The organism is Serratia sp. AKBS12 (genome assembly GCF_024793895.1).
Taxonomy (GTDB): domain Bacteria; phylum Pseudomonadota; class Gammaproteobacteria; order Enterobacterales; family Enterobacteriaceae; genus Serratia_F.
On the sequence record NZ_JANUSB010000015.1, the window covers coordinates 1,316,169 to 1,332,983 of the forward strand.

Consider the following 16,815-nt stretch of genomic DNA (forward strand, 5'->3'; position numbering starts at 1 on the left):
GTCAGCCTTTGAAAATCAGCTGGGAGTTGGCACGGTTGCGAAAACGCAGCCCATCGATGCCGATCTGGCTACGGTTGGCTTCTTCGCGCGCTGCCAGGATGGTGCCGTGATGCGCCGACTTGGAACAAACCGGATCGGCGTTGTCGGCGTCGCCGGTCAGCATAAACGCCTGACAGCGGCAGCCGCCGTAATCTTGCTCTTTTTCCGGGCAGGAGCGACACGGCTCAGGCATCCAATCATAGCCGCGATAGCGGTTAAAACCGAAAGAGTGATACCAGATATGCGCCAGATCGTGTTCCAGCACCGACGGGAACTTGACCGGCAGCTGTCGGGCGCTGTGACAGGGTAACGCCATGCCTTCCGGGGTGACGCTGAGGAAAATCGCCCCCCAGCCGCCCATGCAGCCCTTGGGGCGCTCTTCGTAATAGTCGGGGGTGACGAACAACAGATTGGCCAGATTGCCGCTGTCGGCCATTTTTTCGCGGTAGCGCTGCACCACCTGTTCCGCACGGGCGATTTGTTCACGGGTTGGCAGCAGTCCCTCACGGTTGAGATGCGCCCAACCGTAAAACTGGCAGGTAGCCAACTCGACGTCGTCGGCCTCCAGCTGAATAGCCAGTTCGATAATCCGGTCGATCTGATCGATATTGTGCCGATGCAGCACAAAGTTGAGCACCATCGGGTAGCCGAGCGCCTTGACTGCCTTGGCCATCGCCAGTTTCTGCTGGAAGGCCTTGGCTGAGCCAGCCAGCGCGGCGTTCAGCGTTTCATCGCTGGCCTGGAAACTGATTTGAATATGATCCAGACCGGCGTCGGCAAAGGTTTGCAGCTTCTTCTCGGTCAAACCGATGCCCGAGGTGATCAGATTGGTGTAAAAGCCGAGATCGCGGGCGGCGGCGATCAGCTCTGGCAGATCCTTGCGTACCAGCGGCTCACCGCCGGAAAAACCGAGTTGAACGCTACCCATCGCCCGCGCCTGGCGGAAAACCTCGATCCACTGCTCGGTGGTCAGCTCTTTTTCCTGCGCGGCGAAGTCGAGCGGGTTGGAACAGTAGGGGCATTGCAGCGGACAGCGGTACGTCAGCTCCGCCAGCAGCCAGAGCGGCGGATTGACCGCCGGTGTGGTGGTGGTATCAGTCACGGAACATCACCCATTTTTGTTCATAGGCGCGCTGGAAGAATTCCAGCACATCGTCCGCCAGCCCCGGTACGCCGGGGAAACGCGCGTTCAATTGGTCGATAATCTCATTCAACGTCGATGTACCGTTGACCAGTTGCAGGATCATGGCGGCACTCTCGTTCAGTTTGGCCATACCTTCAGGATAGAGAATAACGTGGCTGTGTTGCACCTCTTCCCATTGCAGGCGGTAACCGCGACGGAAAACCGGCGTTTGCTCTCGGCGTAGACTCATCACACCAGCCTCTGGTTATGCCACACCCGCGCGTCGGTCACGCTATGATAAGGCGGGCGGTGCAGGGTATAGGCCATACTCATGGCATCGAGCAGGCTCCACAGAATGTCCAGTTTGAACTGCAGGATTTCCAGCATGCGCTGCTGCTTTTCGGCCGTATCGCAGTATTCCAGCGCCAGCGCCAGTCCGTGCTCAACGTCGCGGTTGGCCTGGCCGAGACGGCTGCGGAAATAGTCATAGCCGTCGGCATCGATCCACGGATAATGCTGCGGCCAGCTGTCGAGACGCGATTGGTGGATTTGCGGCGCGAACAGTTCGGTCAGCGAGCTGCATGCCGCTTCCTGCCAGCAGGCGCGACGGGCAAAGTTGACGTAAGCGTCAACCGCGAAGCGTACGCCCGGCAACACCAGCTCTTCCGATAGCACGGTTTCACGCTTCAGTCCCACGGCTTCGCCAAGACGCAGCCAGGCTTCGATTCCACCCTCGCTGCCGTTATAGCCGTCATGGTCAAGAATGCGCTGTACCCATTTACGCCGGGTTTCCGGCTGTGGGCAGTTGGCCATGATCGCCGCGTCCTTGATCGGGATGCTGGTCTGGTAATAGAAGCGGTTGGCGACCCAGCCCTGGATCTGTTCGCGCGTCGCCTCGCCGTTATGCATGGCGATGTGATACGGATGATGGATATGGTAATACGCGCCTTTCGCACGCAGCGCCGCTTCAAATTCCGGCGGGGACAGCGGTTGTTGTCGTGTCATGGTGTTCACCTACAGTTCGATGTTCATCCCATCCCAGCTCACTTCAATGCCGGCTTGCGTCAGGCTGTGACGTTCCGCAGAGTCTTCGTCCAGGATAGGATTGGTATTATTAATGTGAATCAGGATCTTGCGCTTGGCCGGTAAGGTGGCGAGCAGCGCTGCCAGCCCCTGATCCTCACCCAGCGCCAGATGCCCCATGTCTTTGCCGGTATTGCGGCCGACGCCGGTATTCGCCAGCTCGTTATCGCGCCACAGCGTACCGTCAATCAGCAGGCAGTCCGCCCGTTGCAGCCACGGCAGCAATTGTTCGTCCGGCTCGCCGAGACCTGGCGCATACAGCAGGCTGCTGCCGCGCGCGCGGTCTTCGATGAACAGCGCCACGTTATGCCCCGGTAATGGGCGATGACGGTAGAGAGAATAGGGTGGCGCATTGCTCAGCAGAGGAATGGCGGTAAAACGCAGCGTCGAACACACCGCAACCTGAAAGGCCTCCAGCGGCTCAATCGGCCGGTGGATCAGACCACCGTTCCAGTGGGACAGCATCGGGAATACCGGAAAGCCGGTGCTCAGATCGTCATGGACTTCGCGGGTGCACCACACCTGATGCGGGCACCCTTCACGCAAATTGAGTAAACCCGCGCTGTGGTCAATCTGGCTATCGGTGAGAATGATCGCACCGATGCCGGTACCACGCAGTACCTCGGGGTTATTCAATTCAGGCGAGGCGCGCAGCTGATGGCAAATGTCCGGCGAAGCGTTGCACAGCACCCAATTTTTGCCGTCATCGCTGATGGCAATCGACGATTGGGTACGCGCGGAGGTTTTGATGGTGTTGTTACGCACGCCCTGACAGTTTTTGCAGTTGCAGTTCCATTGAGGAAAACCGCCGCCAGCCGCAGAGCCGAGAACTTTTATCTGCATGTGTAAACCAGAAAAGAGAAAAACAAGAGAGAAAAGGGTTGATGACAATGCCGTCGTGACATCGAGATAACCGCGGGGTGCTCTCGTTGCTACCTGACGTTGCCAGCAAGCCAAGATGCCCGCACGAAGCGGGCATGAGCGATTAGCGGTTGGAAATGTACAGCGTCACTTCCAGGCCCAGACGCAGATCGACGAACTCGGGTTTAGTCCAGGTAGTCATAGTTAGTTCTCCTCTAGTTATTAAGTGCCAAACAAAAATCATTCACATTCGGCGGCGACGATGTTGAAGAAATGTGACGGAGATCGCAACCTCAAAAGGGTAAAAGTTTTTTAGCTATGCGCCCCAGGTGGCGGATAACACCGCCAGCCAATTGCGCCATGCCAGCTTTTCCACCTGCGCCGGGGTAAAGCCGGCCTGCGCCAATGCCTGTAGCAATGAAGGCAGACCGCTCACATCCCCCAGCGTCTGTGGGACATTGACGCCGTCAAAATCGGAGCCGAACCCCACATGATCCTCTCCAAGTTTAGCGACTAAAAATTCAATGTGTTTAACAATTTCTGTTAAATCGGTAGTGGCGCTGTCGCGTTTACCGTCGGCACGCAGAAATGCGGTGCCAAAATTCACCCCGACAAAACCGCCGCTGTCGGCGATGGCCGCCAGTTGCGCATTGGTCAGGTTGCGCGGTTGCGGGCACAACGCATGCGCGTTGGAATGCGTTGCTACCAACGGTGCGGTACTCAACGCCGCGGTTTGCCAGAATGCTTTTTCATTCATGTGCGAAACGTCAATCATCATGCGGCGTCGGTTACAGGCCGCGATCAGCGCCTTGCCGGCCGGCGTCATGCCGGGGCCGCTGTCCGGCGAACCCGGAAAGGCGCCGCTGATGCCTTCACCAAACACGTTTGGCCGATTCCAGAACGGCCCGATGCTGCGCACACCCAGTGCGTAATAGCGATCCAGCTGCGTCAATTCGGCGTCCAGCGCGCCGGCGCCTTCAATGTGCAATACCGCCGCTATCTGCTGATTGCGCCGGCATTGTTCTATCTCCGCCACGCTGCGACAGATCTTCAGCTGGCCGTTGGACGCCTGCTCCAACTGAAACAGGATGGCGATTTGCGCTTCGGTAATCGCCTGTGGATCGTAATTGGCCAGCACTTCGGCTTCGCTCTGGTTACGCATCTGCGCAATATGGCTCACCGGTGGGATGAACACCGCAAACAGTCCACCGCAGAAGCCGCCGCGCTTCATGCGCGCAAAGTCCAGGTGCCCCTGTTCCACCGTGGAAAAGAACGCGGCGGCGGGATCGTCGGCATGCTTGAGCCATAGCGTGAGCAGCAGGTCGTTGTGGCCGTCAAAAACAGCCAAGGGGGTTAAGTCTGTCATACGCTTTTACGAGTAAAAATGGCCGCCCTGGGGCGGCCATCGAGTTGAGTGCGACGGTTGATCGCGCGGATTATTTGGTCGCTTCGTCCGGCAGTGCATAGGCGACGATATAGTCACCCAGTTTGGTGCCAAACGAACCGTGGCCACCCGCGGAAATCACCACATACTGTTTGCCGTTGACCTCATAGGTCATTGGCGTTGCCTGGCCACCGGCCGGCAGACGGGCTTCCCACAGTTTTTCACCGTTGCTGACGTTGAACGCGCGCAGGTAGTTGTCGGCGGTAGCACCGATGAAGAAGATGTTACCTGCTGTGGTCACCGGGCCGCCGAGCATTGGCATGCCCATTTTGAACGGCAGTGGAATCGGTGAGCTGTCACGCACGGTACCGATGCGTTTTTTCCACACGATCTGGTTGGTTTTCAAGTCGACCGCAGAGATGTAGCCCCATGCTGGTTGTTTGCACGGGAAGCCCAACGGTGACAGGAACGGGTTTAACGTCACGCCGTAAGGAATACCGTACTGCGGCTGAATACCCACTTCCGAACCGCTGCCCTTGGCGTTTTCGTCCGGCTCGATCGGGTTGCCCGGACCGCGAGGGATCAGCTTGGAAACGAACGGCAGCGCCATCGGGTTGGCAATTGCCACCTGGCGATCGGTATCTACCGCCAGGCCGCCCCATTCGAACATCCCCAGATTACCCGGGAACACCAGCGTGCCCTGCTCGGAAGGCGGGGTGAAGGTGCCTTCATAGCGCAGGCTGTGGAACATCACGCGGCAAACCAGCTGATCGTAAATGGTTGCGCCCCAGGTATCCGCACCGGTCAGTTTCTTTTCCGGACGGAAGGTCAGCTCGGAGAACGGCTGGGTAGGCGACAGGAAATCGCCTTTTGCCGGGCCTTGCGGCACCGGGCGTTCCGGCGCGGGCACGACCAGTTCACCGTTGGTGCGGTTAAGTACGAAGATGTTGCCGGTTTTGGTCGGTACGTAAATGACCGGCACTTTTTTGCCATCTTTGTCGGTAATGTCCGCCAGCGTAGGCTGAGCCGGAATGTCCATATCCCACAGGTCATGGTGCACGGTCTGGTAGAACCAGGCCAGCTTACCGGTGCTGGCATGCAGCGCCAACAGGCCGCTGGCATAACGCTCCATCTCCGGCGTACGGTTGCCGCCCCAGATGTCCGGCGTTGCCACACCCATCGGCAGATATACCATGTCCAGCTTGGCGTCATACGCCGCCGGCGCCCATGAGTTAGGCGAGTTCGGCACGAAATGGTGCTCGTCGGCCGGGATCTTGTTCGGCTCGGCGCTGCCTGGATCGAACGCCCACAGCAGTTTGCCGCTGTTGATGTCAAACCCGCGGATAACGCCCGAAGGCTCGCGGTTGGAGTAGTTATCCATTACCGCACCGGCAATCACGATCACGCTGTCGGTAATCACTGGCGGCGAGGTCGGCTCGTAGTGGCCCGGGGTAGGGTAAGGCATGTTGCTTTGCAGATTCAGTTCGCCGTTGTTGGCAAAGTCTGCACAGCGCTTGCCGGTTTCCGCGTCCACCGCGAACAGGCGGCCATCGTTCACCGGCAGGATAATGCGACGTGCGCACTGTGCCGGTGGAGTACCTGTAGCATCGGCTTGCGCCGCGGCAGGGGTTTCATGGTAAGACACGCCGCGGCAGGTGATGTGCTGGAACGACGAGTCGTACTTCAGCTGCGGATCGAACTGCCACTTCTCTTTGCCGGTCGCGGCATCCAGCGCAAACAGTTTCTGGTGCGCGGTGCACAGATACAGCGTATCGCGGATTTTGATCGGGGTGACTTCGTTGGTGATTTCCGCCGGGTCGTTGGCAGTTTTCACGTCGCCGGTACGGAAGGTCCAGGCTTCTTTCAACTGCGAAACGTTCTTGTCGTTGATTTGCTTCAACGGCGAATAACGGGTGCCTTCCTGTGTACGACCATAGGCCGGCCAGTCTGCGCCATCAGCCGCCTGATCGACCACCGCCTGGGTTTGCGCGGCGTCGAGCGTGCCGTGGATTTCCTGCGGATCGTTAAACACCGAATAGGCCAGTACCGCTACGGTAAACACCAGCACTGCACTGAGTGCGCCATACGCCAGTTTGCCGCTGGCGACCAGCTTGCGGTAAATGAATGGCAGCACCAGCCACAGACCGAAGAAGAAAGTGACGTCGAGGCGCGGCGTCAGTGCCCAGAAGTCGGTGCCGACTTCCCACAGCGCCCAGATGACGGTTGCCAACAGGAATACGGCATACAGTAATAAGGCGGTTGCTCTACGACGATAAAGCAACCACGCGGTAATCAGCATCACCAGACCGGCTACGATGTAGTAAATCGAACCGCCCAGTTTTGCCAACCAAATTCCTCCCGCTAACAGATATAAGCCGCTTACCACGGCAAATAGCGCTGTTATTAGGATGAGGAACGATGAAGTTCTGTTTTTCTGCATAGAATCAATCCACCCTGAATAAAAAACCTTCAATTTTGAGAATAAGCCAAATCCCAAAAAGCACTCTGTTTTTACCAAACTTTTTTCAACCACGGGCTCAGATTGCCGCCCGTGCATCGGCTTTATGAGCCTTGCCGCCCATAAAGGTGCGCAAGTATGAGACTTATTTCACAGATATGGTAGTGGCTTTAGTGGTATAGGCACCGGCATTGCCGCGTTGATAAGACCGCTTACCTGACGGCGAGGCCAGTAATACTGGCGTATTTACGCAAATAACCGACCATGAACTTTTAATGCTATTTTTTTTAACAGACGCATCACATGGCTTATTTATCGCCAATTAACACGCCTGCCATAGGGCTATTCCACCGCCATAACCATGCCGTTATTGCTTATATTCCGTTTGATCGAAAAAACCCACCTGGCTAATTACTTTCAGCATATTTCTTCATATTTACTAATCTATTACAGGCAGGGCAAACGGCGGGTATGTAGCATGCCGGCCGCAACCTACTTTTGGATGACCTATGGAGACGGACATGAATACGCACAATACCTCAGGACACTCGGCGCTGGCCGTCGGGTTGTATGAGCTGTTGAACCCCATACCGCTTGGCTTTTTTGTCGCGGCCTGGGTGTTTGACATTATCTATCTCAACAGCTTTGTGCTGATGTGGACACACGCTGCCAGTTGGCTGATCGCCATCGGTTTGGTGATAGCCATCATCCCACGACTGATAAATTTGGTTCAGGTATGGGTTGGACGCCGCTATCCGCAGGGTTCGCCGGTGAAATTACATTTCTGGCTGAACCTGCTGGCCATACTGCTGGCCATCTTTAACGCCTTTATTCATAGCCGTGATGCCTATGCGGTGGTGCCGATGGGCGTGATCCTCTCTACCCTGGTGGTGGTTTTGCTGCTGCTGGCCAACCTGCAACTTGCGCTACGCCAGCGCACCGCCAAGGAGCAGCCACTATGAAAAACCGTAACCACACCTTGATTGCCGTTTCGCTCGCCGTGCTGCTGGCAGGCTGTGATGATGGTGCTACGCTCGATCCGCAAAAGCAGATTGGTCCCAATCCCGAACTGCCGCAGGCGAAGAACTTTTTGATGCCACCGATGCAGGTTCCAGAAGGGGTGCCGTGGAAAGCAGGGGAAATGCCAAAGGTAGCCGAGGGGCTGAAGATTGAAAAAATCGCCGACGGATTAATGCATCCACGCCAGGTTTATGTGTTGCCGAATAATGATGTTCTGGTGGCCGAAGCCAACGGGCCGGCCAAGCCGACCACCCGACCGAAGCAGTTGATCATGGGCATGGTGCAGCAATCCTCCGGCAAGGGCGGACCGGGCGGCAACCGCATCACGCTGCTGCGCAACGTCAACGGTACCTGGGAAAAGCATCTGTTCATCGAGCATCTGCATTCACCGTTTGGCATGCAGCTTATCGGCAATACGCTGTGGGTCGCCAATGCCGATAGCCTGGTGAAGTTCCCTTATCAGGAAGGGCAAACCGAAATTCGCACTCCCGGCGAAGTGGTCACCGAACTGCCGGGCGGGCCGCTCAACCACCACTGGACCAAAGCGCTGCTGGCCAGCCCTGACGGCAGCAAACTGTACGTCGGCGTTGGCTCGAACAGCAATATCACCGAAAACGGCATCGGCGCTGAATACCGCCGCGCGGCGGTACTGGAAGTGGACGCCACCAACGGTGCCAGCCGGATCTACGCCAGCGGCCTGCGCAACCCAACCGGGCTGCAATGGGAACCACAAAGCGGTAAATTATGGGCGATTGTCAACGAACGTGATGAGATCGGCTCCGATCTGGTGCCGGATTACATGACGTCGGTGCAGGAGAACGGCTTTTACGGTTGGCCGTACAGCTACTTTGGCCAACACGTAGACGAGCGCGCCAAGCCGCCGCGACCCGACCTGGTGGCAAAAGCCATCAAGCCGGACTATGCACTCAGTTCGCATGTCGCACCGCTTGGTCTGCTGTTCTACGGCGGCGATAACATGCCGCAGTATCGCGGCGGGGCGTTTGTCAGCGAACACGGTAGTTGGAACCGCAAGCCGCTGAACGGCTACCAGGTGATGTGGGTCAAGTTCGAAAATGGCCAACCGGTTGGTACGCCCAAACCGGTGGTCACCGGTTTCCTGACCGATGACCAGAAACAGGTGCGCGGCCTGCCGGTTGGCTTGGCGATGGATAAGCAGGGCGGCGTGCTGATTGCCGACGACGCCGGCAATACCATTTGGCGTATCAGCGCGGCGCAATAATCATGCAGTAACGCGGCTCCCTGCTGGTACGGGGAGCCGATGCCAACCTCCTTTCTCTCATCATGACCCGGTTTGTGAAAACCGTCACAGGCCAATGGGCAGATGCACTAAAAATCGCCGACGTTTCGCAGAGTTTGTCTAAGGCTGGAGTAGATAATTGCGCCTACATTAATAAATGAAACGCATTTTTAAAAAAAAGAAAATTGCATTTACTCCTCATGGCGACAGACGTATCAACGCAGCGGTACGTAGCGCGTCACGGCAGTCGTGAGTTATCCGTTCAAAGGGCCTTTGATGAAAATTGAATCTGTAAACGTCACCATTTTCCACTATCCCACCCGCCGCGTGGCTGACAGCGCAGGGCATTCGCACCCCGGCGACGAAAACCTGGCAAAAATGGCGATGCTCACCATCACCGCCGACGACGGTAGCGTCGGCCATGCTTTTGCGCCTCCAGAAGTGGTGCGCCCTCATGTAGTCAATAGCTTTTTCCGCAAGGTGATGGTCGGCCAAGATCCGTTCCATCGAGAACGGATCTGGCAGGCACTGGCGCAATGGCAACGCGGTAGTGCCCATCAGTTGACCGAGCGTGCGCTGTCGTTTGTCGAACAGGCGTTGTGGGATCTGATCGGCAAGGCCTTGAACACCCCGGTCTGGCAACTGCTGGGCGGTTATCGCGACAAAGTGCCGGCATACGGTAGCACCATGTGCGGCGATGAGTTGGCCGGCGGGCTGTCGACCCCAGACGAATATGCGCAATTTGCCGAAAAACTGGTGGCGCGTGGCTATCAGGCCATCAAATTGCACACCTGGATGCCGCCGGTAGCCTTCGCGCCAGATCCGAAGATGGACATCAAAGCCTGTGCAGCGGTGCGTGAAGCGGTGGGGCCAGACATCGCGCTGATGCTGGACGGCTACCACTGGTACAGCCGCAGCGAGGCGTTAATGATCGGCAAGGCATTGGAAAAACTCGATTTTGCCTGGTTTGAAGAGCCAATGCAGGAAGAGAGCATGTCCTCCTACGCCTGGCTGGCACAGAATCTGTCGATCGACGTTATCGGCCCGGAAAGCCTCGGCGGCAAACATCACAGCCGCGCCGACTGGGTAAAGGCCGGCGCCTGCGATATTTTACGCGCCGGCGCCAACGGCGTTGGCGGCATATCGCCCTGCCTGAAAGTGGCCAATCTGGCGGAGGCCTTCGGCATGGATTGCGAAGTGCATGGCAACGGCGCCGCCAGCCTGGCGGTGGTTGGCGCAATCCGCAACTGCCGTTGGTATGAGCGCGGCCTGTTGCACCCGTTCCTCGACTATGACCAACCGGCGTCCTATCTGAACGGGTTGATCGATCCGATGGACTCGCAGGGCTTTGTGCATTTGCCAAATCGCCCGGGGTTGGGCGAAGACATTAATTTTGCGTATATCGAAGCCAATACCGTCAGCCACGACTGACGCATAATAACGTACCCTACAGGCGATATAGCGATGCAAAGAGTCTCTCTGGCGGGAGCGTACCTGCTTGCGCTCTCTCTCACGCTGGGCAGCGTCACGGCGTGGGCGAAAACCCCCGACGATCAGCTGATCGTCGGCATGAACATGAATAACCTGCTGACGCTCGATCCGGCGGCAATGACCGGTAATGAAGCGCCAGGTATCCTGGTCAATCTTTACGATTCGCTGGTTGAGCTGGATCCGCAACAGCTGACCCAGGTGCGGCCGGCACTGGCCAGTTCGTGGGATATCAGCCCCGACGGCCAGGCACTGACGTTTCACCTGCGTGACGGCGTCACATTTCACTCAGGTAATCCCTTGAGCGCGCACGACGTGGTGTGGTCGATGCGCCGCCTGCTGCACCTCAATCTGGCTCAGGCCTCGGTGTGGAAGTCCTACGGCTTTAGTCGGCAAAACATCGATAACCTGGTCAGTGCGCTCGACGATCGTACCGTGCAGATCACGCTGCCCAAGGCCAACGATCCCCTGCTGGTGATCTATTCGTTGGCGGCATTGGGCAATCTGGGGGTGCTGGACAGCAAGCTGGTGCAGCAGCATGCGCAGAACGGTGACTGGGGCAACCGCTGGTTAACCACCAACGAAGCAGGATCGGGGCCTTTTACCCTGGAAACCTGGCAAGCCAAGGATGTGCTGCGCATGAAGCGCAACCCGCATTACTGGCGGCCCGAGGCAAAGCTGACGCGCGTGGTGCTGCGGCATTTCCAGGAATCGCAGACCTTGCGCCTGATGCTGGCCAAAGGCGATCTGGATATTGCCAATAATATGGCGGTGGCCGACATCAACGCACTGCGCAAGGACCCGGCAGTTACCGTCGACACGGTACAGCGCGGCACCATGTACTACGTGGCGATGAGCATGAAGGAAGGGCATTTCGCTAATGCCAAGGTGCGCGAAGCGGTGCGTTATCTGATTGATTATCAGGGGATCAATAAAGCGCTGATGCCAGGCTACGGCGTACTGCACCAACGGCCGATCAAGGCGGGTATGCCGGCCACGCTGCCCGATCCCGGCTATCGCCTGGACGTGGCTCGCGCCAAAAAACTGTTGGCGGAAGCTGGCTATCCGGACGGTTTTTCCACCACCCTGCGGGTACTGGCCGATCAACCGTTCCTCAATATCGCCATCGCCGTTCAGTCCACGCTGATGCAAGCGGGCATCAACGCGCGCATCATCACCGGCACCGGCAATCAGATTTACGGCGCAATGCGCGAACGCCGCTTCGACATGCTGGTTGGTCGTGGCGGCAGCGGCATGGAGCCGCATCCACACTCCAGCCTGCGGGCGCTGGTCTATAACCCCGATAATCGCGATGCGGCAAAACTGACCAATTTTCAGGGCTGGCGAACCGGTTTCTATGATCCGCAGTTAAATCAGATGATCGACCAGGCGCTACTGGAACGCGACGCTCAACGGCAACAGGCTGCCTACCAGGCCATCCAGCTGCGCTACGACCAGTTGATCCCGGCGCTGATCCCGCTGTCGCAAATGGTGGATTCGGTGGCGGTGCGCAACGAGGTGCACGGCTATCAGCCGCATCCTTCCGCCACCACCTTACTGCGTGAGGTTTACAAAACACCGGCATCCGCCGGAGGAGACAACGGATGATGCTCACTTTGCTGGCGCCGGGTTCGCGCACGCGGCGGTTTTCAAATCGGTTGTTGCAAGTATTGATCACCCTGTTCGGACTGTTGGTGCTGACCTTTTTTATCGGCCGTGTCATGCCGGTCGATCCGGTGCTGGCGATCGTCGGTCCGGACGCCGACCAAAGCACCTATGAGCAGGTCTATCGGCAACTGGGGTTCGATCGCTCGCTGTTGACCCAGTTTGGCGTATACCTCGGCAATCTGCTGCACGGCGATCTGGGCAATGCGCTGCTGACCGGTAAGCCGGTCGCCGACGATATTTTGCGGGTGTTCCCGGCGACGCTGGAATTGGCCACGGTGGCGATCGTCATCGGCGCCGGACTGGGTATTCCACTTGGCGTATTGGCGGCGGCACGCCGCAATCGGCCTGCGGACTACATTGTGCGCGTCATCAGTCTGGCGGGCTATTCCACGCCGATTTTCTGGGTCGGCATGATGGGGCTGCTGCTGTTCTATGCTGCGCTCGGCTGGGTTGGCGGCGCAGGGCGGCTCGATCTGGGACTGGAAGGCCAGGTGCCGCATCGCACCGGCATGATCACCGTCGATGCACTGCTGGCGGGTAACGGCACGGTGCTGTTCAACGCGCTCAACCATCTGGTGCTACCGGCCTGCCTGCTGGGGTTCCATTCTCTGGCCTACATCAGCCGCATGACCCGCAGCTTTATGCTGGCGCAGCTTTCACAGGAGTTTGTCATCACCGCTCGCGTCAAGGGGCTAAGCGAATGGCAGGTGATTTGGAACCATGCATTTCGCAATATTCTGGTGCAGCTGCTGACCGTGGTGGCACTGGCCTACGGTTCGCTATTGGAAGGTGCGGTGCTGATTGAAACGGTATTTTCCTGGCCCGGTTTCGGCTCGTATCTCACCGGCAGTTTGCTGTTGGGGGATATGAATGCGGTGATGGGCTGCGTGTTGCTGGTCGGGGTGATTTTTGTACTGATCAACCTGCTGTCCGACATGCTGTATCAACTGTTCGATCCGAGGACCAAATCATGACGATTTCACTGGAATCGCCGCTCGGCGGCGAAGGGCGCGAATCACGCCAACGTCTGCTGCGCCGCCTGCTGCGCTGCGTCGGGTTTATCAGCCAGATGACACGCAACCCGCTGACCGCCATCGGCGGCGGTATTGTACTGCTGCTGTTGATCGTTGCGCTGTTTGCGCCGTGGATTGCACCATACCACCCGTTGGTGCAAAACCTCGATCAGGCCCTCAGTCCCCCCAGCGCCCGTTACTGGTTCGGCACCGACGAGTTCGGTCGCGACATCTTCAGCCGTCTGGTCTACGGATCGCGTATCACGATTTACATTGTGCTGCTGGTTTCGCTGACCGTGGGTCCGCTGGGGCTGTTGCTGGGCGTCACCGCCGGCTATTTTGGCGGCAAGGTCGACACCGTATTGATGCGGGTCACCGACATTTTTATCTCCTTCCCAAGCCTGGTACTGGCGTTGGCCTTCGTCGCCGCGCTGGGGCCAGGGCTGGAACATGTGGTGATCGCCATTACGCTGACCGCCTGGCCGCCGATAGCACGACTGGCGAGAGCGGAAACGCTCTCGCTGCGACAGGCCGATTTTGTTTCTGCCGTACGCCTGCAAGGGGCGTCGCCGCTGCGGGTACTGTGGCGCCACATCGTACCGCTGTGCCTGCCGTCGGTGATCATCCGCATCACCATGAATATGGCCGGCATCATTCTCACCGCGGCCGGGCTGGGGTTTCTCGGCCTCGGTGCGCAGCCACCGGAACCGGAATGGGGGGCGATGATTTCCAGCGGTCGCAGCTACATGATGGAGTGCTGGTGGGTGGTGACCATTCCGGGGTTGGCGATCCTGATCAACAGCCTGGCATTCAACTTCTTGGGAGACGGCTTACGTGACATCCTCGACCCTCGCAGCGAATAATCTGCCGCTGCTGGACGTGCGCAATCTGCACGTCGATTTTATCAACGGTAGCCTGGTCACCCAGGCGGTACGCGGCGTTTCCTTTCAGCTTGGCCGGGAAAAGCTGGCAATCGTCGGTGAGTCCGGTTCCGGCAAGTCCACCGTGGGCCGTGCGCTGTTACGCCTGCATCCCAGCAAGGCGCGCGTCAGCGCCGACCGAATGCAGTTCGGCACGCTGGATTTACGCCACCTTTCCGAGGCCGGCATGCGCCAGATCCGCGGCAAGCGCATGTCGATGATTATGCAGGATCCGAAGTATTCGCTTAACCCGGTGATCTGCGTCGGCGAACAGATTGCCGAAGCCTGGCTGACGCACCATCCCGGCCAACGCTCGCAGGCCAGGACCAAGGTGCTGGAAATGCTGGATGTGGTGCGTATTCGCGAACCAGAGCGGGTCTACCGGCTGTATCCGCACGAAATTTCAGGTGGGCAAGGGCAGCGCATCATGATCGCCATGATGCTGATCACCGAACCCGAACTGATCATTGCCGACGAGCCCACTTCGGCGCTGGACGTGTCGGTGCGTTTGCAAGTGCTGGGATTGCTCGACGATCTGGTTCAGTCTCGCGGGCTGGGGCTGATTTTTATCAGTCATGACATCAATCTGGTTCGCAGTTTCTGTGACCGGGTGCTGGTGATGTATGCCGGGCGCATCGTCGAATCGCTTGCCGCCGCAGAACTGCACCGCGCACAACACCCCTATACCCAAGGACTGATCGACGCGCTGCCGGACATGCAACGTCGCCGCGCACGGTTACCGGTATTGCAGCGTCAGGCCAGCTGGCTGGCTGAATAGGAGAGTCCGATGAAACATATGATAGATGTCAGCCAGTTGAACCTGCTGTTTGGCTCCGGCGACCAACGTACCCAGGTCTTGCATGACGTCAGCTTTGCTGTCAGGGCCGGTGAGATATACGGCCTGGTGGGGGAATCCGGTTCGGGGAAAACCACGGTACTCAAATGCCTGGCCGGGCTGTTCACCCACTGGGACGGCGAATTGACCATCGACGGACAACCGCTGACGCGGCGCATCGAAGCGCAACGCTGCCGCCGGGTGCAGATGGTGTTTCAGGATCCTTACGGTTCCCTGCACCCGCGACATACCATTGGCGATATCCTGGAAGAACCGCTACAGATTCACCGCATCGGGCAGCGCGATACCCGCATCAACGTGTTGCTGGATAAGGTTGGGCTGAACCGCGCGTTTCGCCACCGTTACCCGCACCAACTGTCCGGTGGACAGCGCCAGCGGGTGGCGATTGCCCGCGCGTTGATTCTGCAACCTCAGGTGCTGTTGCTGGATGAGCCTACTTCGGCGCTGGATGTGTCGGTGCAGGCAGAAATCCTCAACCTGCTGGCGGATTTGCAGCGCGAGTCCAATCTGACCTATTTGATGGTAACCCATGACTTGGCGGTGATCGCCCATCTGTGTCATCGGGTGGCAGTGATGCAGCACGGCAAAATCGTTGAAACACTCACCACCGACGCGCTGGTGGGCGGCGCGGCAACCACCGCCTATGCGCAAATGCTGATCAACGCCAGCCAACGCTACACGCGCGACATGGCACGCCAGGTGGCGGCCTATTAATCGATGATACGGCCGCCTACATAAAGGTTGAAAATCAACCTTTATGAAAAATAAAAAACACGTTAGCTTATTGATATTTGTTAATTTATAACTTTCAATGGGGTTGGTTTTCAGTAATGTTTTTAAGTGAATAACGTGCCGGTGTCGTACCTGTATGCTGCCGAAAAAACGTGATGAATGCACTGTCGCTGACAAATTCCAGCTGTTGTGCCACATGGCTTAACTGCCATCCGTCAGACAGCATTTCCATTGCCTTCAGTAGCCTCCACTGCTGCCGCCAGTTCTGATAATTCATTCCGGTATCTCTGATAAAGACCCGGCTTATCGTGCGCTCAGACGCACCAACCTGTTGGGCCAACTGGCCAAGGCGTGGGGGTAATTCGCCCATGCGTACCTTGTCCAGCCATAAGTTCAGGCGAGTGTCTGAGGGGAGCTGTAACGTCCAGTTTTCTCTGCGCGCAGTCTGTATTTCTTCACAAAAAACGGTGATGAGACTGGCCTGTTGCTCTGCAGGCATTCCCCATGGCCAGAATGCCATACGTTCGATGACTTCAAAAAACAGGGGATTAACCTCGACTATCTGCAGTGGCAGTACAGATAACGGCAGCGTTGTTGAAAAGTAGAGGGAACGATAGGCCAGCACGCCACGCATTATGGCGCGATGAACTGTCCCTGCCGGGATCCATGCAGCACGACGGGGTGGAAGCTGGCACAGCGTTTCTTCCAGTTCAATCGTGATGCTCCCCGACGCCGAAAAGAGCAACTGATGACGAAGGTGACTGTGTCGCCCCGAATCGTGTACGCCCATCTCGGACGCAATTCCTATTACCGGTTCATTAAAATTATCCGGATCGAAAATATCGCCGGGGTTAATCTTCATTGGTTGTCCGATATTTAATATTTAAAGTCCTTGTTATGATAATAAGTCGC

16 protein-coding genes are annotated in these 16,815 nt (G+C 57.7%); 8 read left to right on the top strand and 8 right to left on the bottom strand.

Annotation, left to right across the window (positions count from 1 at the left end; all coding sequences use genetic code 11):
• Position 1 precedes the first annotated feature (1 nt).
• The 7 genes from pqqE to NYE85_RS16085 form a co-directional block, all read right to left on the bottom strand.
• Positions 2–1,141 (bottom strand): pyrroloquinoline quinone biosynthesis protein PqqE, encoded by a 1,140-nt coding sequence (gene pqqE / locus NYE85_RS16055; protein ID WP_259005725.1) that lies wholly within the window; start codon positions 1,139–1,141, stop codon positions 2–4.
• Positions 1,134–1,412 (bottom strand): pyrroloquinoline quinone biosynthesis peptide chaperone PqqD, encoded by a 279-nt coding sequence (gene pqqD / locus NYE85_RS16060; RefSeq protein ID WP_259005726.1) that lies wholly within the window; start codon positions 1,410–1,412, stop codon positions 1,134–1,136. Before pqqD ends, pqqE begins: the two co-directional genes overlap by 8 nt.
• Positions 1,412–2,167 carry a pyrroloquinoline-quinone synthase PqqC gene (pqqC, locus tag NYE85_RS16065; RefSeq protein WP_259005727.1) on the bottom strand — a complete coding sequence of 252 codons (756 nt, stop codon included), beginning with the start codon at positions 2,165–2,167 and terminating at the stop codon, positions 1,412–1,414. The genes pqqD and pqqC overlap by 1 nt, the downstream gene beginning before the upstream one ends.
• Before the next feature lie 9 nt (positions 2,168–2,176).
• Positions 2,177–3,088, bottom strand: a complete 912-nt coding sequence (pqqB, locus tag NYE85_RS16070) for a pyrroloquinoline quinone biosynthesis protein PqqB (protein ID WP_259005728.1) — start codon at positions 3,086–3,088, stop codon at positions 2,177–2,179.
• A 142-nt stretch (positions 3,089–3,230) separates the two neighbouring features.
• Positions 3,231–3,308 (bottom strand): pyrroloquinoline quinone precursor peptide PqqA, encoded by a 78-nt coding sequence (pqqA, locus tag NYE85_RS16075; RefSeq protein ID WP_004937827.1) that lies wholly within the window; start codon positions 3,306–3,308, stop codon positions 3,231–3,233.
• 114 nt (positions 3,309–3,422) lie between these two features.
• On the bottom strand, positions 3,423–4,472 hold the full coding sequence (locus tag NYE85_RS16080; protein WP_259005729.1) for a dipeptidase: 1,050 nt from the start codon (positions 4,470–4,472) through the stop codon (positions 3,423–3,425).
• Between the two features lie 70 nt (positions 4,473–4,542).
• Positions 4,543–6,930 carry a glucose/quinate/shikimate family membrane-bound PQQ-dependent dehydrogenase gene (locus NYE85_RS16085; protein ID WP_259005730.1) on the bottom strand — a complete coding sequence of 796 codons (2,388 nt, stop codon included), beginning with the start codon at positions 6,928–6,930 and terminating at the stop codon, positions 4,543–4,545.
• A 539-nt stretch (positions 6,931–7,469) separates the two neighbouring features.
• Between NYE85_RS16085 and NYE85_RS16090 the strand changes: the two genes are divergently transcribed.
• From NYE85_RS16090 to NYE85_RS16125, 8 genes are all read left to right on the top strand, one after another.
• The gene (locus NYE85_RS16090) at positions 7,470–7,910 is read left to right on the top strand and encodes a DUF2231 domain-containing protein (RefSeq protein WP_259005731.1); all 441 of its coding nucleotides are present in this window, start codon (positions 7,470–7,472) and stop codon (positions 7,908–7,910) included.
• On the top strand, positions 7,907–9,208 hold the full coding sequence (locus tag NYE85_RS16095; RefSeq protein ID WP_259005732.1) for a sorbosone dehydrogenase family protein: 1,302 nt from the start codon (positions 7,907–7,909) through the stop codon (positions 9,206–9,208). The genes NYE85_RS16090 and NYE85_RS16095 overlap by 4 nt, the downstream gene beginning before the upstream one ends.
• A 294-nt stretch (positions 9,209–9,502) precedes the next feature.
• Positions 9,503–10,657 carry a mandelate racemase family protein gene (locus NYE85_RS16100; RefSeq protein ID WP_259005733.1) on the top strand — a complete coding sequence of 385 codons (1,155 nt, stop codon included), beginning with the start codon at positions 9,503–9,505 and terminating at the stop codon, positions 10,655–10,657.
• Positions 10,658–10,690: 33 nt separating this feature from the next.
• Positions 10,691–12,322 carry an ABC transporter substrate-binding protein gene (locus NYE85_RS16105; RefSeq protein WP_259005734.1) on the top strand — a complete coding sequence of 544 codons (1,632 nt, stop codon included), beginning with the start codon at positions 10,691–10,693 and terminating at the stop codon, positions 12,320–12,322.
• Positions 12,319–13,356: an ABC transporter permease gene (locus NYE85_RS16110; protein WP_259005735.1), complete on the top strand. Its 1,038-nt coding sequence runs from the start codon at positions 12,319–12,321 to the stop codon at positions 13,354–13,356. The genes NYE85_RS16105 and NYE85_RS16110 overlap by 4 nt, the downstream gene beginning before the upstream one ends.
• Positions 13,353–14,258 (top strand): ABC transporter permease, encoded by a 906-nt coding sequence (locus tag NYE85_RS16115; RefSeq protein ID WP_259005736.1) that lies wholly within the window; start codon positions 13,353–13,355, stop codon positions 14,256–14,258. Before NYE85_RS16110 ends, NYE85_RS16115 begins: the two co-directional genes overlap by 4 nt.
• Entirely contained in the window at positions 14,230–15,093 is an 864-nt protein-coding gene (locus tag NYE85_RS16120; protein ID WP_259005737.1) for an ABC transporter ATP-binding protein, read from the top strand. The genes NYE85_RS16115 and NYE85_RS16120 overlap by 29 nt, the downstream gene beginning before the upstream one ends.
• An 18-nt stretch (positions 15,094–15,111) precedes the next feature.
• On the top strand, positions 15,112–15,885 hold the full coding sequence (locus NYE85_RS16125; protein WP_259006351.1) for an ABC transporter ATP-binding protein: 774 nt from the start codon (positions 15,112–15,114) through the stop codon (positions 15,883–15,885).
• A 94-nt stretch (positions 15,886–15,979) separates the two neighbouring features.
• On the opposite strand, the gene NYE85_RS16130 is transcribed toward NYE85_RS16125, so the two are convergent.
• Positions 15,980–16,765, bottom strand: a complete 786-nt coding sequence (locus NYE85_RS16130) for a helix-turn-helix domain-containing protein (RefSeq protein ID WP_259005738.1) — start codon at positions 16,763–16,765, stop codon at positions 15,980–15,982.
• Positions 16,766–16,815 lie beyond the last annotated feature (50 nt).